The following is a 19,871-nucleotide window of genomic DNA, read 5'->3' as shown; positions in this document are numbered from 1 at the left end:
CGCTAATATAAAAACGAGTTTATTCCACCACATAAAAATTATCCCCATTATTGGAGCGCCCAGCTGCGCCCCACCGCAACAATCTGGGCCCAACAGGCTTAGGATTCGGTGGTGTTACCCACTGATCGTACACGTTAATTCCAACGGTAGTTTGCGAAACATAAATCGCCGCATGTCCCTCATATTTTCCCGTGCTGTTAAACGTAGCAATTACAGTTCCCGGCAGGATGATGTTATTACCTTTTACAGCGGCTCCCTTTTTCCAACTGCTAGTACTCGGTAAATTCGGACAAACACGCTTCACATAGCTTACACACTGCCCACACAAATGAAGTCCTTTTGTCTGGTCTCCAGTGGGAGCCTCATCGAAAGGCGTGTAAGTGGAGGTCGGAGCGCATGCCCATTTACCCACTGGAGCACTGGGATTGTTCATATAATTGGTTGCTACGTATGCCATATAAATTCCTATTTAATTTTCCATATAGTTAGTGAATTCCAACAACAGCAAATGATCGCTTTCGAGCATTTTGTGCGCGTCAGGAAACGCATCTTACTCCAATCAAACCGATTTGATCCATGGGCTCTTTAGTGAGATCAATCGCATATACGATAGCTCAGTTGCGACAGATGATGTGATGATAGTCCCTCACTTCTGGCACGCCACCCATGAACAGGCCGCCCCCCCTGAAACGCTTCCGAGTTGCCCCCCTCCATTAATAAGCCCGGGTGTCGGGCCTCTCCGCAAGGATTCAAACCGAGATCGGCAACAAATCCTCTCTCAACACCTGTACGGTGGTCATGCACGGGAAACTAATGCATTTACTCAAATATTCTTATTGCGCACGATCTGTCGGGATTCATATCCGTTCCCCACTAGCTACTTCTCATTGCGCCAAAACGATTATGAGATTACCGCCAGAAGATTAATGCGCCTGATTGGTCCGGCGGACGAGAAATTAATCGCAAGCTCATTTTTTCAACGCCAAATAATTAATGTGCGAAAATTTATTTCAGCCTCACTCTCTTGCATGGCATCCACAAAAATTATTCGAAACAAGCGATAGATAGATTGACTCATCCCAGTCATTTCCAGTTGCCGCACTTCCATTTAATTCACTCGTTATTATTAAAGTTGCCAGATCAACGATTATCCGGTAGCCTAAATAAAGCGTTGCACAATCAAAAAATTGATTCCGCAATGGACGCTACCCACCAAAAATCATGATAGGGACTTCATAGTTATGAAATCTGAGCATTTCACCAGAAAGGTCATGTCTCGCGCTGGAATATCACTCAATGGAAATCTTCCATGGGATATCCAGGTCCACGATGAGCGTTTTTTTGATCATATTTACCATTCCGCAAGCGAAGGCTTGGGTGATAGCTATGTCAAAGGTTATTGGGATAGCGACGACCTATGCGAAACCTTGGGACGATTTATCGCTATTGGCGCGCGCAGAGCGGTAAGAGGCCCCATTACGCACAACATGCAGACTACGCACGAAGAGCAGCTACGCTCCCTCGAGGTAGTGGACAGCCACTATGAAGCCAAAAATGGGCTTTATAGAAATATGCTAGATCCTTACATGTTACCGCCAATGTAAAACTGACCCACTAATGCCAATCGAAAAGTGACCCACCTGAGCCACCATGGCGGCCGACTGAATAGACAGGCGGCCGTAGATGATTACTCAGGAGACATTCGTGGACATTCATGTTTTACATAAACAGGGCTTTGGCATACGGGCCATCGCTCGCAAGCTGGGCCTCTCCAAAAACACCGTCAGGCGCTATCTGCGTCAGCCCATCGTTATGCCCAGCTATTCACCCAGGGCCAAGCGTCCCACCAAGCTGGAGCCTTTCAAGCCCTATCTGCTCCAGCGAATCGACGCCGCCAAGCCGCACTGGATACCGGCGGCGGTATTGTTCCGCGAGATCAAGGCGCAGGGCTACGGCGGCGGTGTCACGCTGGTGAGAGCCTACGTCAGCCAGCAGAAGCCAAAGTCGACCGAGGCCGTAACACGATTTGAAACCGCTCCCGGCGTGCAGCTCCAAGTCGATTTCACCACCATCCGGCGCGGTCGCCATGCGCTCAAAGCGTTTGTCGCCACGCTGGGCTACAGTCGCGCCAGCTTTGTTCGCTTCACCGAATCCGAGAGGCAGGAAGACTGGCTGGAGGGCATATCGCTGGCGTTGAGTTTCTTCGGCGGTGTAGCCCGGGAAATCCTCTTCGATAACGCTAAGTGCATCATGATCCAGCGGGACGCTTACGGCGACGGCCAGCACAAGTGGAACCCCCTGTTGCTGAATCAGGCCAAGCACTATGGCTACAAGCCCAAGGCGTGCCAGCCGTACCGCGCCAAAACCAAAGGTAAAGTGGAGCGGTTTAATCGGTGCCTGAAAGAAAGTTTTATCACGCCCCTGGCAGCTTCTCTACGTCAAGCCGGACTGGAATTAACCGCCGATTTAGCCAATGCCCATATAGGCCCCTGGCTCGCGGAAGTGGCACATCAGCGCGAACATGGCACCACCAAAGTGAAACCCGCCGTGCGCCTGGAAGAGGAGCGCCAAGCTTTTATGCCACTGCCCGCAACGTCGCCCTCTGCACCGCCAATCCAACCGAAAGGCCCCGATCTGTCCGTCATTCCGTTTGAAAGCCTTCAGCATTCGCTGACCATTTATGATCAGTTGTTGGAGGCTCACGCATGAACCTCCAATACGAGCGCATTCGACTCGCCTGCGAGGATTTGAAGCTCAGCGCCATCGCCACCGAATGGTCGGCCATTGCCGATAACGCTGTGGCCAAAGACCAGAGCCTGGCGGATTTTCTGGAAGCTTTGTTGAAAATCGAAATCTCCGCCCGAACCGGCAGGACTCAATCGGCCCTGCTGAAATTCGCCGGCTTGCCGGCCGTCAAACGATTTGAAGACTACGATTTCAACTTCGCCACCGGCGCCCCAAAAAAGCAGTTGCAGGGTTTTCTCAACCTCAGCTTTATCGAGCGCAAGGAAAACATCGTCTTCCTCGGCCCCAGCGGCGTCGGTAAAAGTCATCTGGCCATCAGTCTAGGTTATCAAGCGACGCTCAACGGCTTTAAGACCCGCTTTATCACCGCTGCGGATTTGATGCTGCAGCTATCAGCAGCTAAAGCTCAAGGCCGCTTGGAAACCTATCTCAAGCGTGTGGTGTTGGCGCCGAGCCTGCTGATCATCGACGAAATCGGCTACCTGCCATTTGGTCGCGAAGAGGCCAATCTCTTTTTCAACGTCATCGCCAAACGCTACGAGAAAGGCAGCGTCATCGTCACCAGCAATCTGCCATTCTCACAATGGTCCAAAGCCTTCGCCGACGACACCACTCTCACCGCCGCTTTGCTCGACCGGCTGCTGCATCACTCCCACATCACTCAAATCACAGGAGAAAGCTATCGACTTAAAGACAAAAAAGCCGCCGGCATAACCCCGCCGGCGATCAAGGTTCGTTAACCGGGTGGGTCAGTTTTACTTTGGCGTTTTAGCACCTAAAGTGGGTCAGTTTTCGAGTGGCGTTGACACTGATGAGGAGCTCTGCTTTCATACCTGACTCTTTTTCGAACAATTTCCATCGAGAAAGAGATCCACACCTGGACCGTCCACATCCAGATTTTCAATTCGGGGAGAGTTATATAGGGAGCCTAGCACAACATGTTCGCTTGGAATGCGATAGGTGGCGCCTCCGGCAATGAACGTAACGGATTTTTCTGTTATCGATGCAACGCGCGCAAATTTAAGAACGAATAAACCTGCCAAGGTCGATAAAACCAAATCCATTTAGGCACATACATATGCAATACCTGCTGGGCGCAACATTTATCCACGCGGGATCCATGCATGTCTATACAATACCGAAGCAGCGCGTTTAGGCGTATACTCTAAAGCCCCTTTTTATGTACGACATGTGCTACATGATGTGAAAGAGATCCACCTAGCAGAAGTAGGACTTATAGCTCTGACCAGCTGGTTATCCAGCTCATAAAGAGATTCACCATTCCATCCGTCGAATTCACCAGAAATTCGTGAACCCGTGTATTTCAGCATCTCATACCCCTTCCCTCACGTAAGAAACGCTAATCAGGCACCTCATCGTAACCGGCCATGTCACCAATGAGCCCTGGAGGGCTACACAATTCGAGAAGCAGCTGAATCTATGGGGGTTGGCCTATCCACCATGAGCAAGTGGCTCAAACAACTTCGAGCGACACCGGATGACCTGTCGGCAAAAGGGGTAGAGCAACTATCGGCCGGTACGCGCTTAGAAACATCAATGCATCTCTTTCTCATAGGCTCAATTTTCTGAATCTCTTTTTTACCCAACAGGGGGAATGCACTTGCTTTTAAACGAGGCCAAATTGCGAGGCCCTCTTCAACGAACCCTTGGCACGCTCCCACCATTCAAGTGCGACAGCCGAAAACAGTCGACTCGAGTTATCACACGTTGTTTTTTTCGTTGTTTTTCTAGCTTCAGAGGGTCTATTTTTTGGGAGAGCCGAATTAATGCTTCACGATGGGCAATGCGTCCTTGATAGAAACGTCTGGATAAACCCCTAAACCCATCCCCGTCAGTAATCCAATAATCCTTTTCTTTAGGTTGCGCCTGTTTAACAGCCATTTCTGTAGGCTTGCAAATTGCCATCCGATCTACCCAAAAATTGAATTCGGTAGCACCCGCGATAGCACCAGAACTTGCGGGCTTCAACCAAGCACCTTGGACTAAAAAACCTGCAAAAACTTGATTAATTGAGTTTTTTCTTTCTATGGAATTGCTTGGAACATGAAATGGTGCCCGAGGCCGGACTTGAACCGGCACGGCCGGTAAGGGCCGGGGGATTTTAAGTCCCCTGTGTATACCTATTTCACCACTCGGGCAGAGTTGCTGTGGACGAAGTCGATATCCACATGCAGGGGGAAGATGGAGGCGCGACCCGGAGTCGAACCGGGCTGAACGGATTTGCAATCCGGAGCATAACCGCTTTGCTATCGCGCCGTTGGGTAAAGAGGCTGCGCATTCTAGCGAAATTTTTTGGCTCCGCCTAGCGCTAATTTGCCTTTTTTCCTTCTTTTGGGACAACTCAGTTCTTTGATTCGAAAAGCTATTTTTTAACCGTTCGAAAACTGGGCCAGGCGGCCTTCAGGTACACCACCATCGACCACAAGGTCAGCAGCGCTGCAGCGTAAAGAGCGATCAGACCAACGTATTTCATGATCGGGAAGCGCTCCGGGTTGAACAGGAGCAGAACCACTATGGCAATGATCTGCAAGGTCGTCTTGATCTTGCCTATGTAGGACACTGCCACAGTCGCCCTCTTACCGACCTCGGCCATCCACTCGCGCAGTGCCGATATCACGATTTCCCGACAGATAATGACCGCCGCAGGCAGCGTAAACCAGGCTGAGCGATGCAGCTCGATCAGCAACGCCAGGGCGACGGCAACCATCAGCTTGTCCGCCACAGGATCGAGAAACGCGCCAAACGGAGTGGAAAGTTGGTATTTGCGCGCGATATGACCGTCGAGCCAGTCGGTGATGCCAGCAAGCCCGAACAGCGCTGCAGACACGGGAAACCGCCACTCGTAAGGGAGGTAGAAAACGATCACCAACAACGGGATCAGGAGAATACGGCAATAGGTCAGTTGGTTGGCCAGGTTAAACATTAACCGGAACGCTCCAAATCAAATGCGGTGAGGCAAGTTACTCACTATGAAGGACACTGTAAACCTCTTGCGCCAACTTTTTGCTGATTCCGGGCACTTTGGCTATGTCATCGACACTGGCTCGCATCACCTCCTGCAAGCCACCGAAGTGGTTGAGCAGCTGCCGCCGGCGCGTTGGGCCGACGCCAGCGATGTCTTCCAGGCGAGACCTGCGACGCAGCTTATCGCGCGCCTGCTTATGGCCAGTCACAGCAAAACGGTGGGCCTCATCGCGGATTTGCTGGATTAGATGCAATGCCGGATCATCACTCGCCAATACTTGCTCGCGGCCGTCTTCCAGAATCAGGGTTTCAAAGCCGGGTTTGCGGGTAGTCCCTTTGGCAACCCCCAGCAGGACAATGGACTGTATACCGAGCTCCTGCATCACTTGGCGGGCCTTGCCCAATTGCCCCTTGCCGCCGTCGACGATCAGCAGTGACGGCAAGGACTTGCCCTCTTTTTGCAGGCGGCTGTAACGCCGGGTCAGCGCCTGCTCCATAGCCGCATAATCGTCGCCCGCCTGGATATCCTCGATATTGAAGCGCCGGTAATCGGACTTCACCGGGCCATTGCGATCGAAAACCACACAGGAGGCCACGGGACGCTCGCCACTGCTGTGGCTGATATCAAAACACTCCATGCGCTCGGGCATCTCGTCCAGCTGCAGCACGACTTGCAGCGCCTCGTACTTTTTCAGAAGAGTTTGCTGGCTGCCGAGGCGCGTGCGCAGGTTCTGCCGCGCCGCTTCTATTGCCATGGCCAGCCATTTGGCTCTATGGGTGCGCACACTGTCGCAGAGGTTGATGCTTTTGCCGCGCGCCTGCCGCACGGCTTCAACCAGGGCATCGGCCTCTTCCACCGGATGACTGATTACCACTTCCGCCGGAATATCCATCGCCCGATCGCTGAGATAAAACTGGGCGAGAAACTCACCCAAAATCCCGCTCTCGTTATCCCCCAGAGGGTCTTTAGGAAAATAGCTCTTGCTCCCCAGAACCCTACCCTGGCGGACAAATAAAACGTGCAGACAGACCTCGCCCGACTCAAGAGCGCAAGCAATGACATCGACATTGCCGGAGCCGCTCTCGGCGGAATGTTGTGCCTGAACCTGACGCAGAGCGGTGATTTGATCGCGATGCGCAGCTGCCTTTTCAAATTCAAGGTTTTCCGCTGCTTTATTCATCTCCTCCACTAATTCTTCGTGGAGCGATTCATTTTTGCCTTCCAAAAACATCACGGTGTGGCGCACATCCGCCGCATAGGCTTCCGGATCGATCAGTTTGACGCACGGACCTGTGCAGCGGCCAATTTGATATTGCAGACACGGTCTGCTGCGATTGCGAAAAACACTGTCTTCGCACTGGCGCACGCGGAAAGTTTTCTGCAGGAATTGCAAACTCTCGCGTACCGCTCCCGCGCTTGGAAATGGACCGAAATAACGCCCCTTCATTTTTTTGGGGCCGCGGTGCAGCGCCAGGCGCGGATAGTCTTCACCGTCCGATAAAAAAATATACGGATAGGATTTGTCGTCGCGCAGCAAAATATTAAAAGGCGGGCGCTGTGCCTTAATAAGATTTTGCTCTAGCAACAGCGCTTCTGCCTCACTGGCAGCGACGGTAATTTCAATGGAGTGAATGCGCTGTACCAGCGCCTGGGTTTTCGGGTGAAGACCGCCGCGGTGAAAATAACTGCTGACGCGGTTTTTAAGATTTTTGGCTTTGCCTACATACAACACTTTGCCGGCGTGATCGTACATTTGATACACACCGGGCTGACGAGTGAGATTTTTCAGAAAGGACTTGTGATCGAACTCAGGTATATCAGAAACGTTGGACATGGCGTCTTTTCTTGGGCGCCTACTCCACAGCGCTTACTTCGAGAATTTTGTGTCGCACCGCTAACAAAGTGAGTTCCACATCACTGTTGATATCGAGTTTTTCGAAAATGCGATAGCGATAGGTATTAACGGTTTTGGGGCTTACGCAAAACGTATTGGCGATGGTTTGTACCTTGACCCCGTTGGCAATCAGGATTGCCGTTTGCAATTCCCTTTCTGACAGCTTTTCAAAGGGAGAGACTCCCGATTTACGTCCATCAACAAAATAGTCGACCATCAGCTGCGCGACTTTGCCGCTTACATAACGATTACCCGCCACAACCGTCTTAATGGCCTTAATCATTTCGTCAAAACTGGAATCGTCTTTGGTGATATACCCATAGGCTCCAGCTTTCATCAAACGCTCCGGAAACAGGTCTCCTGTAACGGATGTGACCACAATAATTTTGACATTGCTGTTATAGGTCACAATTTTTTTTGTTGCTTCGAGTCCGCCAATGCCAGGCATTTTGACATCCATCAGCACCACATCCGGTTGGAGTTCCCGCGCAAGACGCACGGCCTCTTCTCCAGTTTTTGCCTCGCCGATGATCTTAAAACCCGGCTCATCCGACAGCACACGCACAATCCCTAAGCGCACCAGATCGTGATCATCCGCCACAATAATTTTTGTCACTGTTATTTCGCCTCGTATCTGCTCAGACGAATCGGTGAGAAAACAAGGAATTCCTCCTGAGTCTCCAAATTTCCCGCGACCCGCCCACCGTCCTTACAAAATCGGGTCAATTTACCATTGTCCCCTAAGTAAAGGTACTGAGTAATGTCATTATGTACCGATTCTCATAAAACGGTCGTTTGTTTTTCGACGTTTTTGATCACCTAACATGCTTATTTTGATCCCGTTAGCGAAAGATATAACGGAACGTGAGATTGATGCGGTCACCCACCAACTTCTGCGTTTTGGGGATTCCATGTTTCCAATAACGCTGCGTAGATCCGCGCATCAGCAATAAATCACCCGACTCCAGTTCCAGCCCCAAGGACTTCAAATAATTTGCTTGCGCTTTTAGCTCACCGGACGGTTGGAAGACAAATCGCCGGGTGGCGCCCAGCGATAAAGAGGCAATCACAGGCTCGACCCCCAACTCCCGTTCGTTGTCCGCATGAAATCCCATGCTGTCCTGCCCGCTGCGATACCAGTTGGCCAGAACACTGTTGAACTGCGCTGCACAAGCCTCCTCAACTCGGGCTTTCAACTGCCGCAAGGTATCCGTCCAGGGACTCGGGCTGAATGACTGACCAGAATATCTATAGTGCGCGGCGGGATCGCCATGCCAGGCTTTAAGGCGCGGGATCTTATGAGTCCGCCCCGCAATGGTCAGGCTGGGCTGTTGCCAGTCGAGGGTCTGCATCAGATCCGCACAAATTGCTTCCGCTTCGCCATCATCCAACCAGTGGTGCCATAGCTGGATATCGGCTTTGGGGAGGTCAATCCGTTGCCATGCGCCAGATGTGTTGAACCTTGTTTGTCTCAAGCGAAGGCCGTGTGTTGAGTGAAATGATGGCTTCAGCTGCCGATCCGCTGGGGTTCCATCTCCAGTAAGACACCAAACTTGGCTTTTACCTCCATTTGAATCATCGATGCCACATCCAACACTACATCGGCAGGTAGTCGGGAGGGATTGGTCAGCACCAGCGCCTGGTGTTGATGAATCTTTATGCCGTGCACGGCTTTGCCCTTCCAGCCCGCCTGATCGATCAACCAGGCAGCAGCGAGTTTGCGCGCCGGGCCAATATTGCTCGATGCATCGTAGGACGGCATTCCCGGATAGCGTTCGGCCAGAGCCTCATAGAGATCCCAGGGCACTATGGGATTTTTAAAGAAGCTGCCGCAGTTGGGGATGGTTTCCGGATCGGGCAATTTACTGCGGCGCACCTGGCAGACGGCGTTAAAGATGCGTTCAGCTGTTACTGGACCTTCGCCGAGAACATCTTGAAGGGCGGGATAGCTGGTATGCGCCTGAAACCGGCGCGATAACCGCAGCACTACGGCAGTTATGACAAAGCGGGAGCGCAGGCGGTTTTTGAATACACTGTCGCGGTAGGCGAATTCGCATTCCTCAGCGCGGAGAGAGATTTCTTCACCCTCAGAAATGGTCACCCCATCAACCCGCTCGATAAAGCGACTGACCTCAACGCCGTAAGCGCCGATATTCTGGACCGGTGCAGCACCGACCGTTCCCGGTATCAACGCTAGGTTTTCCAACCCGTAGAAACCATTGGACAGTGCCCACTCCACTAGCTGATGCCAGTTCTCCCCTGCGCCGATTCTGACTACCACATGGTCATGAGCCTGACTTACGACTTCCCTGCCGCGAATATCCATTCGCACCATCAAGCCCGGAATTTCAGGATCGAGCACCACATTGCTGCCGCCGCCAAGCAAATGCAAGGGCAACTGCCGCTTCTGCACCCAACTCAATGCCTCGCGCAAATCGTCGATAGTGGTGACCGAGCAGAAAAACTCAGCCCGGGACGGTACCGCCAGAGTGTTGCAAGATTGGAGATCGACGTCCCGTTGTATCTGCATAAGAAATGAAGTCTTAGGGGGTCTTTTGGGCCTGGGCGCGCACTTCAGGTCGCTTGGCGAGTATGTGCTGCAACAAGCCGTCGGCCGCGTCTTCGATCAAGTCGAGCACCAGTTCAAACCCCTCGCTGCCACCGTGGTACGGGTCCGGAACTTCGCGATAGGCTTTCTGCTCGCTGAAATCCAGAAACAACCCCAAATGACCGGGGTAATCTTTCGGCGCCAATGCCTGAAGCGCGCGCAGGTTTTGTTCATCCATGGCCAGGATGTAATCGAATTGCTGGAAATCCGCCACAGTGACTTGGCGGCCGCGCTGCGAGGTTAAGTCGTAGCCGCGGGTGCGCGCTGCCCGACTGCTGCGCGGATCCGGTGGCTCACCAATATGCCAGCCGGATGTACCAGCGGAATCCACAACAATCAGATGTTCCAGGCCGCGCTGGCGAACTCGGTGTTCAAAAACGCCCTGGGCAGTCGGTGAGCGGCAGATATTGCCCAGGCACACCATTAAAACGTGAGTCGGTTTCATGAATTAGCTTCCAATAAACGCTTCACCCGCTCCAAGTCTTCCGGGGTATCGACACCTCCTGGGACCGGTAAACACGCGGGCGCAATATGAATCTGATGGCCGTTGGCCAAAACTCGCAATTGCTCCAGTTTTTCAAATGCTTCCAAAGCAGCCAACGGCCAAGTGACAAACTGATGCAACAAGGACACGCGATAGGCGTAAATGCCGATATGGCGCTGCGCCAGTTGTTCCGCCGGAAGCTCCGGCTTCTCAGTGCCATAAGTGTCCCGCCCCCAAGGAATAGGCGCGCGCGAGAAATACAGAGCCTTGCCCTGAAGATCGCTGACCACTTTGACGATATTGGGATTGAAGCAATCGCCTATGGAATGCAGCGGCTCGGACAGGGTCGCGACGCTGGCAAAGGGGTTGGCTGCCAAATTGGTCGCCACCTGATCGATTACCTCGGGGGGCAGCAAAGGCTCATCACCTTGCACATTCACCACTATGGCATCGCCCGGCAAGCCAAGCTGCGTTACCACTTCCTGCAATCGATCAGTGCCGGACTCGTGGTCACCGCGCGTCATACATACGCGGGCGCCAAAGGACAGAGCCACATCCATAACCCGCTGATCATCCGTGGCAATCCAAACTTCCTGGGCAGAACTGCGGCTGGCCGCTTCATAAACCCACTGGATCATCGGGCGACCACCAATCAATTTGAGTGGTTTGGCGGGTAAACGAGTGGAGCCGTAACGAGCGGGGATAATGACAAAAAAGGGAGTCATGAGTTCTCTCGGGTCAGGTCAGACGATCAGTGCTTAGGCAAAGCCTGAATCAAGCGATCTAGCAACGCGTCAGGAATGGACACTTCGACAACCAGCGCCCACCAGTCTTGCGCAGCAAAGGCGCGAACCTTAACGGCATCTTTCTCGGTCATCAATAAGCGGACGTTTTGAAACTGGCGCAGATCACCCGCAGTAAAATGGTGGTGATCCGGAAATTCAAAAGTCGCGCCCTCAAAGCCTAGACCATGCAAGGTGGTAAAAAACCGCTGCGGGTTGCCAATTCCAGCCAGGGCGCTGGCATTCTGCAGGTCGAGCTCGGCAAGCGGCACAACTCGCCCACTGGCAATATGGCGCCAGCCCACCGGTTTGAGGGAAGTTGTAAAGGTTTTGTTCTGCGGCAGCCAGGACTCATTAAACGCTGCGCCGTTGATCAACACAGCGTCGACCTCGCGCAATCGACCCGGCGCCTCCCGTAAGGGTCCCATCGGTATACGCCAGCCGTTACCCAAACGACGCTTGCCGTCGATCACCGCCACTTCCCAGGTGCGTCCCAAACGATAATGCTGCAGGCCATCATCACTCAGGATCACATCGCCCAGTTGGTTTTCCGTTGCATAGCGCGCGGTCGCTACACGATCAGCGCCAACAACAACCCGGCAGCCTGTGGATTCGGCGATCAAAACGGGTTCATCGCCATACTCATCGGCAGCGGCATTAGCTGGCAGTTGGCGGACGGATGTATCGCGGGCACCGTAGCCGCGGCTGATAATCACCGGATTGCGACCGGCCTGCTTAAGTGCTTTGGCGAGCGCGATGATGATGGGTGTTTTGCCAGTGCCGCCGACATTGATATTGCCGATCACCACAACAGGCAGAGAGGATTGGCAAGAAGCGCGGCGCTGGCGGACGCGGCGGATGGCCGCGAGTCCGACAAACAACCACACCAAAGGAAGAAGCAGCCAGAGCCAGTCAGGACGGCTGTACCACTGCCGTTCTACACTGCGGCGCAGCCAGTTCATTGAGAGGAATGTTTTCCTGTCATCACCGCCGCGCCTGTCATTTCTCCACCGGGCGCTTGGTGGTCATGCTCAGTTTGGTGTAACCCAGGCGTCCCGCCGCATCCATTACCTGCACCACTTTTTCATAGGGCACATTGGCGTCCGCAGTGATGATAAATGGAAGGTCTTTGTTGCCCTGACCTTTCTGTTCAATCGCGGTGAGCAGGGTTTGCATCTGGCTATTGACGAGGTTTTCCCCATTAACAGCGTAATCGCCATTAGCGGAGATCATGATTTCGATCTGCTCAACCTGTTGCGGTGCCTGCTGGCCTTCGGCCTCGGGTAAATCCACCTTCAAGTGGGTTTCCTTGGTGAAGGTGGTGGACACCATAAAAAAGATGAGCAGCAAAAACACCACATCGATCAGCGGTGTCAGGTTGATCTCGTCGTGCTGTTTACTTTGGCGGCGAAAATGCACAGAAACATCCTCAACCGGTTTTCAGATCAATACGACGTTCATTGTGCAGAGCATCGACCAGCTTGACCGCCTCTTGCTCCATAGTCACCACCAAAGTGTCCAGACGGCGCAGGAAGAATCTGTGGGCGAGCATGGCGGGAATAGCGACGCACAAACCGGCAGCTGTGGTAATCAAAGCAACCGAGATACCGCCCGCGAGTGCTCCAGGATTACCAGACCCTTGCAGAACGATCTGGTTGAACACTTCGATCATACCGAACACGGTTCCCAACAATCCGAGCAAAGGAGAGACGGAAGCAATGGTGCCCAGTGCGTTTAGAAAGCGTTCCATTTCATGGATGACCTGGCTGGCCGTTTCTTCGATGCTGTCTTTCATCACATCGCGGCCATGACGGGAATTGCTGAGACCTGCGGCGAGAATTCGGCCCAATGGGGACGAGCGGCGCAGTTCTTTGAGTTTTTCACTATCCATCTGGTTGGTCTGAATCCAGTTCCAGACCTGGCCCAGCAAGTTGGGCGGCGCGATTTTGGACGGATTCAACGCCCAAAAACGTTCGATGGTGATGGCGATAGTGACAATGGAGCAAGCAATGATGGGCAGCATCAACCAGCCGCCAGAGACAATGATTTCGAACACCGGTTATCCCCGTTCTCTTTATTTTGCGCCGTATCATACATGATTTACCCTTTGGCGGCGCAACCTGCCGTAGGGAAGCAATGCCGAAGCTGGCTTATGTCCAACTAAGGCACACGGTGCCACAGTTTCTTCCACCGTTCCCGTGCCCGCTCAATTTCAAGACCGCGTTCACTCCAATTGAATATCAGGGCACCTTCAGCCGCCGTGTTGTACATCTCGCTGCCGATTTCCTTGTAGCGCTTTTCGATCGAAGGATGCGGATGGCCGTAGCGATTTTGATATCCCGCGCTGAACACCACATGCCGCGGCTGAGTGCGATAGAGCAAATGGTAGGACGAAGAACTTCGGCTGCCGTGATGGGGAGCCAATAACCAATCCAATTGTGGCAACTGGCCGAGCAAACGACGCTCGGTCGCGCGATCAATGTCCCCCGGCAATAACAGGCGCACTGTCTTCCCTGCCGCCGGAAACTCGATCAGCAATACACATGAACTTTGATTGCCCGCGTCATGTTTTCCAGCAGGCGGCCAGAGAATGGAAAACTTCACTTTTCCGCTGTGCCATTCCTGGCCGGCCTGGCAAAACTCCCCTTCCAAATTGTCTAATGGCTCACCGAAAAAAACGCGTTGTAAGCGGAAAGCCTCAGAGATCCCCGCTATTCCGCCAGCATGATCCAAATCCGCGTGGCTGACCATCAGATTTAATTTCCGCACACCAATACGCCGCAGATAGGGCGCAACTATACGACTGCCTGCATCAAATTGATCGGAATAGGCAGGTCCCGCATCGTATAACCAGGTTTCCCTGGGTGTTTGCAGAACAACCGCCTGTCCTTGGCCGACATCCAATACCGTCACGCGCAGGTCGTAATTTTGCTCGGGGCGAATCCATAAACCTGCTATCAGCCATAAAAAACCGAGCCAGCGAATTGCCAACCCTGCTGGCGCCAACATTAAAAGAGTCCCGCCTGCTACGAGTATGCAGGCCAGCAGAGAGAACGGTTTGGCCGGCCACCAGACTGCCGCAGGCCATTGCTCCAGCCACTGCAGAAACTGCCACAACCAGGAAAAAATCACGTCCATTACCTGCAAGATGCCCCCGGCAAACGCTGGCAGCAGTGAGTGAATCACTGCGGCAATGATTAACGCAGGAACGACTATAAAAGACACCACCGGCACTGCGATCAAATTGGCAACCGGACCTGTCAGACTTGTCGGCAAACCGAGCATCAGCAGAGGCAAGGTCAAACCCAAAGCCATCATCGGTTGGGTATAGAAAAACGCAGACACAGGTTTTTGCGTAAGCCTGCCAGCAAAGCAATAAAACAACAGTGCTACAGCGAGAAAGGACAGCCAGAAACCTGCATTCTCCCAAGCTAGCGGCTCACACAAGCCAACCATCACCAACGCCATTCCCAGCAACGCGAATGGCGAAAAATTCAGCCCGAGCGCGCGGCACGACATCAACGCCATACAGGCTACAGACGCACGGATCGTTGGAATGGAGAATCCCGCTAGCGCCGCATATCCGCCCGCGCCAATACAGGCCATCACTGGAGGTAGGAATTGCATGACGATCGCGTTAGAGCCGCTATGACACAGCTGGATCAAGCGACTGAATAAGGCTCCAAGCAGAAAAAACCAGCCGCCCGCCAAGCTGATATGCAAACCGGAGATCACCATCAAATGCACTGTGCCGGTGGCTTGCAGAGTCTGCCAATCTTTTTGGGTAACCTGACTGAATTCGCCAATCAAGAGCGCGGCCCAAAATCGCTGATATTCCGTGTCCGCCGTCTGCAAAAGCGATTGCACCAAGCGCTCGCGGTAAAACGCCCAGACGCGTTTTTCGCCCTGCAAAGTCGCATTCTTGGAAACGGAACCTGTCGCCACCACGTCCTGCATCAACAACCAGGCGTGATAATCAAATCCATAGGGATTTACGAAACCCCTAGGCCGGCGCAGCTTGACCGTCGCCTGCCATACCTGCCCCGCTTTGAGTTCTTGCCCATCCTCCGCGCCCTGTGGGCGATACCACGACAAACGAACGATCTTTCCCTTCAGCTCGGGGCATTGCTCGACAGCGCAATGAATATCCTCAATCCGCGCAAGAAATACGGAAGAATTGGGATTGTGCTTGGGAATGGAAACTATGGTGAAAGAAAGAAACTGAGAAGACTGATCAAACTCTGGCAGCAATTGAGCGTCACAGATTTTCTGCAGATTCCAGCTGCCGATTGCCATGCCCAATAGAGCGCAGGCGAGATAACCCGCGAATGAAAACCAAACCCGTGCGATAACAAAACTCGCCAGGGTGGCGCAAATCAGTAGCCAAACGGACCAGGGGAAAGAATAAACCGGGATGTGAATTAATCCCGCAGCAAAGAACCAAAGATACAACATGACCGCCTCCATGCGATGACGCCGGGGGCAATCTACCACGAGCCAGCGGAGGGAGCCAATGCCACCTAAATCTAGTGTTAGACGCCATCACTCGGCATAATGGCCAGCCCTCGCAAAAACAAACTGCTGTGAATTCATGCCCCGAAAGCTAATAAAACGTTGGTCCCCCGATCCGCAAAAAATCCGTGAAACCCGGGGGCTGCGGTTTCTTGGCAAGCTGTTAGACGATCCCAACCTGTTTCATCTCAACCGCCAGTCGGTATCGCTTGCCTTTATGGTAGGTCTGTTCGTGTGCTTTATTCCGGTTCCCGGTCAGATGCCAATTGCAGCGGCCATAGCACTGCTGGTGCGCTGTAACTTGCCGATTTCGGTGGGGCTTGTCTGGCTGACCAACCCGGTCACCATGCCAGTGGTTTTTTACGCAGCCTATAAATTCGGGGCATGGTTGCTTGATCGCCCGCCGACGGGTTTCCATTTTGAATTATCGTGGGAGTGGCTGCAGACGGGATTTTTGACGATCTGGAAACCGCTTTTACTCGGCAGCTTGATCTTCGGAGTTGTGTCGGGGATTACGGCGTATTTTTTGGTTCAGGCGTTCTGGCGCTGGCATGTCGCGGATCGCTGGAAACAGCGCCGCGAACGCCGTCAGCAAAAATAATTAGGGCAAAGTAAAAACGACTTTAACCCCGTCTTTTACCGCTGCTTTATCAACATAGGCAATAGCACTGGGATCTGCCGCCACTTTCGCAACAGCTTCGGCGGAATTCCCCAGCTCTGGCGGTGGAGTACCCTTACCGGTAAAAACCAATTTTGACCAATAGGCTTTTAACTGGGAACTCGATTTTCCCAACACCTTTTCATCAAACTGGTGCCGATTGTTATCATCCGCCGACAAATAATAAACCGTTGCTTTGCTGCCGTCGGCGAAGTTGGATTTTTTCACCATAAACAAAGCTTCGAGTTCGTCTTTGGCAAAACTGTTGCTGTTTGACGGATGCACTATAACCACGACTTCCGCAAAGGCAGCCGCGCTTGCAACCGCGCTAAAAAGACAAATTAATAGGCTGTGAATAATTTTCATGGTGCGGCTCCTCAGAAGACCAGGTCAACGCCGAAGCGCAACAAGCGATTTTTTTCACCGGCTTTATCTTCCTCTTCCGTCAAAGCAATTTTAAATGCGGCGGAATGGTGAAAATCGTAACGCAATGTCAGATCTATAAGTGTTGTCTCATCCTCTGCCTGACTTGCTGCACCCGCGAGATACAACGGGAGAGGAACACCGTTCATCAAAATATCTGCTGCTGCACTCGGTATACCATTGAGCACTTCTCGGGGTGCATCGGATTTGGACTTGGAATAGGTCAACAAGGGAATCCACTTACCAAATCGGTATCCAGCAGAAACATAATAGGCATCCGTGTCAGCCAAAAGGCTATCACTCACCTTGTATTGGATGTATTCCACATCAAATAAAAAGTTATTGCGATCTATACCAACTGCGAGCCCCAAAAAATCACCATCGTCGCCATCCAATCGGATGTCACTACCGAGGACGGACAGATCCAAAGCGTTTAAGCCTCCAACAAGCTCTACTCCACTAGCCAACTGCTCATATTCCGTTATCAATATAGTGGCTTTGGCGCGCATATAACCGGCGCGCAGGGTCAACCAATCACGAGTAACCGTCCAGTTAATGCCGGAGAGATTTTCCAGATTCGCCTCATAGCCCATCGCTTCGCCTTCAAACTGGCCATAAATTACCTGCAAAGTGGAATCCCAGCTGCCGAGCTGATTGTTGTATACAAATGAGAGGCCGTCATAACCAGGAAATTCAAGGCCATATACCGTCTGCGGCACATTTATCCAGTTGTAGGCATACCTCACATCAATAAAATCGGAATAGCGGTAAAACGGAATACGGATACGTCCCGCGCTGACCTGCAATTGTTCGCTGATATCGTAGGTCAGATAAGCCCATTCAATAACGGGATCATAAGAATTTTCGCCGCGCCCAATAATCTGCATGGTGGCTTTTAGCTTTTCATCGAGTTTCGCATCGACCTGCAACGCCATCAACGATTCGTGACGAAAATTCAGAGTATCGTCATAATCGTATAAAGTGTCGTCGGAACTCAGCGTCGAACCGCCAACAAACGAGGCAAAACCGCGAAATTGGATATCCGCCGCATTGACCGTCTGAGCGGCTAAGCCCAGCGCCAATGAACAGGCGGTACAACGCCAGATTTGTTTCTTCATAAATCCCCCTTTTATTGTGATTGCCCGGATAGATCAGTGCGTCACACACGAAAACTGCGCGTGATTTCGCTCATTTCCCTGGCAGACTTTGCCAGGCGTTGACTGACAGAACTCAGCAACGCGGAGCGTTCCGCAGTTCTCTCAGAACCTTCGTGAATTTCATTTATTGTCTGCACCACTTCCTGGACGACCCGCGCCTGAATATGGGTGGCCTGCGCAATTTTTTCGTTCATCTGATTGATATTACTGATGGACAAATTAATGGCCTGCAGACTGTCACCGGCATTATTGGCTTTTTCCACACTGATCTGCGCCTGAGCTGCACTTTCCTGCATCACCGACACAGCCGACTTGGCGACCTGCTGCAATTGACTGATGGTTTCCTGAATTTCGAGAGTAGATTCCTGCGTGCGCGACGCGAGCGTGCGCACTTCATCGGCAACTACCGCAAAACCTCTGCCCTGCTCTCCCGCTCTGGCGGCTTCGATTGCCGCGTTCAGAGCCAATAAATTGGTCTGCTCGGCAATGTTTTTGATCACATCCAGCACATTGCCCACTTTACTACTATCTTTTTCCAATTGGCGAATAACATCCTGAATATTTAACACGTTATCAGCCAACTTCTGAATGCTGCGAACAGTTTGCGTCACAATTTCGTGGCCAGCGCTAGCGGTTTTGTTCGCCTCTGCTGCGGCTTTGGCTGCGAGTGTTGCGCTGTCCGCTATATCGCTGACGTTATTGCTGATTTCATCTATAGCGGATTTTGCGCGAGTGGAAGCGTTGCGCTGTTGCTCAATGGTTTGATTAGCAGTCTCAGCCATTTGGTTGAGATTGCCGGCGAGCTCGTTTAAAGGTTCCGACGTTTCCACCACACGCGCGATGACTTTTTGCAATTTGCCCATAAAGGAATTGAACCAGTAAACCAGCTGGCCAATTTCATCGCTACTGCGGGAGTGCAAACGCACAGTTAAGTCACCATTTTCTTGGGCTATATCGCGCAGGGAATTCACCACCTCAATCAAACTGCGCTTAATACCGCGCACCAGCGGGACCGTTACCAGCATCAGCAAAATCAGCGTGATAACTCCCATCACCAAGCCCAACTCCACCAGCTTTTCTGCGGCTTTGTTGGTATCGGCAAACCGGTTTTGAAATTGCTGCAGGCGCTCTTCCTGAAATTTCTCGAGCTTGTTACGGATATTGTCGTAGGACTGATTCATAGCTGCCGAGCGGCTGCCGAGGAGACTGAAATCATCTGCGCCCTCCAACATCATTTTGGAGAGTTCATAGGCTTGGCCGAAATAAGTAGCAAAATCCCGCTCCATAACATCGACTTCTGGACGCAGCGTCCCTACCAGAGTGGCAAGCTGTTGAAAATCCTGTTGCAGCGCCTCATAGGATTTTTGCGCGAGCTGTAGCGACTCTTCATCCGCTGTAGTGGCTGCAGCCTGCAGATCTTCGTTAATACGTTCCAGACCAAAAAGAATCCGATCAGAGAGCCGCAGCACGGGGAAATCGCGATCGCGCGCCGTTTGCAACATTTCGGCATTGCGTAACGCCATACTGGCGTTGATCGTCAAATAAATAGCAAAACTTATCACCGCAAGCAGTGGGATAATATAAATCTTGCGGTCAACTGACAGACCAGAGAGAACAGCCAT

21 protein-coding genes and 2 tRNA genes are annotated in these 19,871 nt (G+C 52.3%); 4 read left to right on the top strand and 19 right to left on the bottom strand.

From position 1 onward, the window contains the following. Window positions 1-19: 19 nt before the first annotated feature. Window positions 20-457 (bottom strand): BPSL0067 family protein, encoded by a 438-nt coding sequence (locus DWB84_RS16995; RefSeq protein WP_187411004.1) that lies wholly within the window; start codon window positions 455-457, stop codon window positions 20-22. A 784-nt stretch (window positions 458-1,241) separates the two neighbouring features. On the opposite strand from DWB84_RS16995, the gene DWB84_RS16990 reads away from it, so the two are divergent. The 3 genes from DWB84_RS16990 to istB all read left to right on the top strand — a co-directional run bounded on the left by DWB84_RS16990 (window position 1,242) and on the right by istB (window position 3,485). Beyond that, the gene (locus DWB84_RS16990) at window positions 1,242-1,604 is read left to right on the top strand and encodes a hypothetical protein (protein ID WP_187411003.1); all 363 of its coding nucleotides are present in this window, start codon (window positions 1,242-1,244) and stop codon (window positions 1,602-1,604) included. Window positions 1,605-1,683: 79 nt separating this feature from the next. Next, complete coding sequence (istA, locus tag DWB84_RS16985) at window positions 1,684-2,709, top strand: IS21 family transposase (protein ID WP_187410475.1); 1,026 nt, start codon at window positions 1,684-1,686, stop codon at window positions 2,707-2,709. Beyond that, the gene (istB, locus tag DWB84_RS16980) at window positions 2,706-3,485 is read left to right on the top strand and encodes an IS21-like element helper ATPase IstB (protein WP_187411002.1); all 780 of its coding nucleotides are present in this window, start codon (window positions 2,706-2,708) and stop codon (window positions 3,483-3,485) included. The genes istA and istB overlap by 4 nt, the downstream gene beginning before the upstream one ends. Window positions 3,486-3,572: 87 nt before the next feature. On the opposite strand, the gene DWB84_RS16975 is transcribed toward istB, so the two are convergent. From DWB84_RS16975 to DWB84_RS16905, 15 genes are all read right to left on the bottom strand, one after another. Further along, window positions 3,573-3,809 carry a hypothetical protein gene (locus tag DWB84_RS16975; RefSeq protein WP_187411001.1) on the bottom strand — a complete coding sequence of 79 codons (237 nt, stop codon included), beginning with the start codon at window positions 3,807-3,809 and terminating at the stop codon, window positions 3,573-3,575. 592 nt (window positions 3,810-4,401) lie between these two features. Beyond that, a complete protein-coding gene (locus DWB84_RS16970) occupies window positions 4,402-4,845 on the bottom strand; it encodes a hypothetical protein (RefSeq protein WP_187411000.1) in 444 nt (147 codons plus the stop codon). Next, window positions 4,816-4,904 (bottom strand) — tRNA-Leu (locus tag DWB84_RS16965). The genes DWB84_RS16970 and DWB84_RS16965 overlap by 30 nt, the downstream gene beginning before the upstream one ends. Window positions 4,905-4,948: 44 nt before the next feature. Continuing rightward, window positions 4,949-5,022 (bottom strand) — tRNA-Cys (locus DWB84_RS16960). 106 nt (window positions 5,023-5,128) lie between these two features. After that, on the bottom strand, window positions 5,129-5,689 hold the full coding sequence (pgsA, locus tag DWB84_RS16955; RefSeq protein ID WP_187410999.1) for a CDP-diacylglycerol--glycerol-3-phosphate 3-phosphatidyltransferase: 561 nt from the start codon (window positions 5,687-5,689) through the stop codon (window positions 5,129-5,131). Window positions 5,690-5,726: 37 nt separating this feature from the next. Then, on the bottom strand, window positions 5,727-7,565 hold the full coding sequence (gene uvrC / locus DWB84_RS16950) for an excinuclease ABC subunit UvrC (RefSeq protein WP_187410998.1): 1,839 nt from the start codon (window positions 7,563-7,565) through the stop codon (window positions 5,727-5,729). Window positions 7,566-7,584: 19 nt separating this feature from the next. Beyond that, window positions 7,585-8,241 (bottom strand): response regulator, encoded by a 657-nt coding sequence (locus DWB84_RS16945; RefSeq protein WP_187410997.1) that lies wholly within the window; start codon window positions 8,239-8,241, stop codon window positions 7,585-7,587. A gap of 226 nt (window positions 8,242-8,467) precedes the next feature. Next, complete coding sequence (locus tag DWB84_RS16940; RefSeq protein WP_187410996.1) at window positions 8,468-9,100, bottom strand: alpha-ketoglutarate-dependent dioxygenase AlkB; 633 nt, start codon at window positions 9,098-9,100, stop codon at window positions 8,468-8,470. Window positions 9,101-9,132: 32 nt separating this feature from the next. Next, window positions 9,133-10,155 (bottom strand): UDP-N-acetylmuramate dehydrogenase, encoded by a 1,023-nt coding sequence (gene murB, locus DWB84_RS16935; protein ID WP_187410995.1) that lies wholly within the window; start codon window positions 10,153-10,155, stop codon window positions 9,133-9,135. A 13-nt stretch (window positions 10,156-10,168) separates the two neighbouring features. After that, window positions 10,169-10,678: a low molecular weight protein-tyrosine-phosphatase gene (locus DWB84_RS16930; protein ID WP_187410994.1), complete on the bottom strand. Its 510-nt coding sequence runs from the start codon at window positions 10,676-10,678 to the stop codon at window positions 10,169-10,171. Next, on the bottom strand, window positions 10,675-11,442 hold the full coding sequence (gene kdsB / locus DWB84_RS16925; RefSeq protein WP_187410993.1) for a 3-deoxy-manno-octulosonate cytidylyltransferase: 768 nt from the start codon (window positions 11,440-11,442) through the stop codon (window positions 10,675-10,677). The genes DWB84_RS16930 and kdsB overlap by 4 nt, the downstream gene beginning before the upstream one ends. Before the next feature lie 26 nt (window positions 11,443-11,468). Next, complete coding sequence (gene lpxK, locus DWB84_RS16920; RefSeq protein ID WP_187410992.1) at window positions 11,469-12,461, bottom strand: tetraacyldisaccharide 4'-kinase; 993 nt, start codon at window positions 12,459-12,461, stop codon at window positions 11,469-11,471. A gap of 37 nt (window positions 12,462-12,498) precedes the next feature. Then, a complete protein-coding gene (locus DWB84_RS16915) occupies window positions 12,499-12,918 on the bottom strand; it encodes a biopolymer transporter ExbD (protein ID WP_187410991.1) in 420 nt (139 codons plus the stop codon). 10 nt (window positions 12,919-12,928) lie between these two features. Next, window positions 12,929-13,555, bottom strand: a complete 627-nt coding sequence (locus DWB84_RS16910; protein WP_187410990.1) for a MotA/TolQ/ExbB proton channel family protein — start codon at window positions 13,553-13,555, stop codon at window positions 12,929-12,931. A gap of 104 nt (window positions 13,556-13,659) precedes the next feature. Beyond that, on the bottom strand, window positions 13,660-15,954 hold the full coding sequence (locus DWB84_RS16905; protein ID WP_187410989.1) for a DNA internalization-related competence protein ComEC/Rec2: 2,295 nt from the start codon (window positions 15,952-15,954) through the stop codon (window positions 13,660-13,662). A gap of 136 nt (window positions 15,955-16,090) precedes the next feature. Between DWB84_RS16905 and DWB84_RS16900 the strand changes: the two genes are divergently transcribed. After that, complete coding sequence (locus DWB84_RS16900; protein WP_187410988.1) at window positions 16,091-16,612, top strand: DUF2062 domain-containing protein; 522 nt, start codon at window positions 16,091-16,093, stop codon at window positions 16,610-16,612. On the opposite strand, the gene DWB84_RS16895 is transcribed toward DWB84_RS16900, so the two are convergent. Genes DWB84_RS16895 through DWB84_RS16885 form a run of 3 tightly spaced genes read right to left on the bottom strand, consistent with a single transcriptional unit; the run spans window position 16,613 to window position 19,871 of the window. Further along, entirely contained in the window at window positions 16,613-17,035 is a 423-nt protein-coding gene (locus DWB84_RS16895; protein WP_187410987.1) for a phosphate ABC transporter substrate-binding protein, read from the bottom strand. Window positions 17,036-17,046: 11 nt separating this feature from the next. Further along, window positions 17,047-18,210: a porin gene (locus tag DWB84_RS16890; protein ID WP_187410986.1), complete on the bottom strand. Its 1,164-nt coding sequence runs from the start codon at window positions 18,208-18,210 to the stop codon at window positions 17,047-17,049. A gap of 41 nt (window positions 18,211-18,251) precedes the next feature. Next, complete coding sequence (locus DWB84_RS16885) at window positions 18,252-19,871, bottom strand: methyl-accepting chemotaxis protein (RefSeq protein ID WP_187410985.1); 1,620 nt, start codon at window positions 19,869-19,871, stop codon at window positions 18,252-18,254.

Source organism: Saccharophagus sp. K07, assembly GCF_014336955.1.
In the GTDB taxonomy this organism is placed as follows: domain Bacteria; phylum Pseudomonadota; class Gammaproteobacteria; order Pseudomonadales; family Cellvibrionaceae; genus UBA5868.
This window is presented reverse-complemented; position numbering and strand designations above follow the sequence as displayed.

Bases quoted from the DNA above. Each gene is read 5' to 3' on its own strand.
- lpxK (WP_187410992.1), bottom strand. From the start codon at position 12,461: ATGAACTGGCTGCGCCGCAGTGTAGAACGGCAGTGGTACAGCCGTCCT.
- DWB84_RS16890 (WP_187410986.1), bottom strand. From the start codon at position 18,210: ATGAAGAAACAAATCTGGCGTTGTACCGCCTGTTCATTGGCGCTGGGC.
- istB (WP_187411002.1), top strand. From the start codon at position 2,706: ATGAACCTCCAATACGAGCGCATTCGACTCGCCTGCGAGGATTTGAAG.
- uvrC (WP_187410998.1), bottom strand. From the start codon at position 7,565: ATGTCCAACGTTTCTGATATACCTGAGTTCGATCACAAGTCCTTTCTG.
- pgsA (WP_187410999.1), bottom strand. From the start codon at position 5,689: ATGTTTAACCTGGCCAACCAACTGACCTATTGCCGTATTCTCCTGATC.
- DWB84_RS16930 (WP_187410994.1), bottom strand. From the start codon at position 10,678: ATGAAACCGACTCACGTTTTAATGGTGTGCCTGGGCAATATCTGCCGC.
- DWB84_RS16905 (WP_187410989.1), bottom strand. From the start codon at position 15,954: ATGTTGTATCTTTGGTTCTTTGCTGCGGGATTAATTCACATCCCGGTT.
- kdsB (WP_187410993.1), bottom strand. From the start codon at position 11,442: ATGACTCCCTTTTTTGTCATTATCCCCGCTCGTTACGGCTCCACTCGT.
- DWB84_RS16975 (WP_187411001.1), bottom strand. From the start codon at position 3,809: ATGGATTTGGTTTTATCGACCTTGGCAGGTTTATTCGTTCTTAAATTT.
- DWB84_RS16885 (WP_187410985.1), bottom strand. From the start codon at position 19,871: ATGGCTGTTCTCTCTGGTCTGTCAGTTGACCGCAAGATTTATATTATC.
- DWB84_RS16900 (WP_187410988.1), top strand. From the start codon at position 16,091: ATGCCCCGAAAGCTAATAAAACGTTGGTCCCCCGATCCGCAAAAAATC.
- DWB84_RS16895 (WP_187410987.1), bottom strand. From the start codon at position 17,035: ATGAAAATTATTCACAGCCTATTAATTTGTCTTTTTAGCGCGGTTGCA.
- DWB84_RS16995 (WP_187411004.1), bottom strand. From the start codon at position 457: ATGGCATACGTAGCAACCAATTATATGAACAATCCCAGTGCTCCAGTG.
- DWB84_RS16990 (WP_187411003.1), top strand. From the start codon at position 1,242: ATGAAATCTGAGCATTTCACCAGAAAGGTCATGTCTCGCGCTGGAATA.
- istA (WP_187410475.1), top strand. From the start codon at position 1,684: ATGATTACTCAGGAGACATTCGTGGACATTCATGTTTTACATAAACAG.
- murB (WP_187410995.1), bottom strand. From the start codon at position 10,155: ATGCAGATACAACGGGACGTCGATCTCCAATCTTGCAACACTCTGGCG.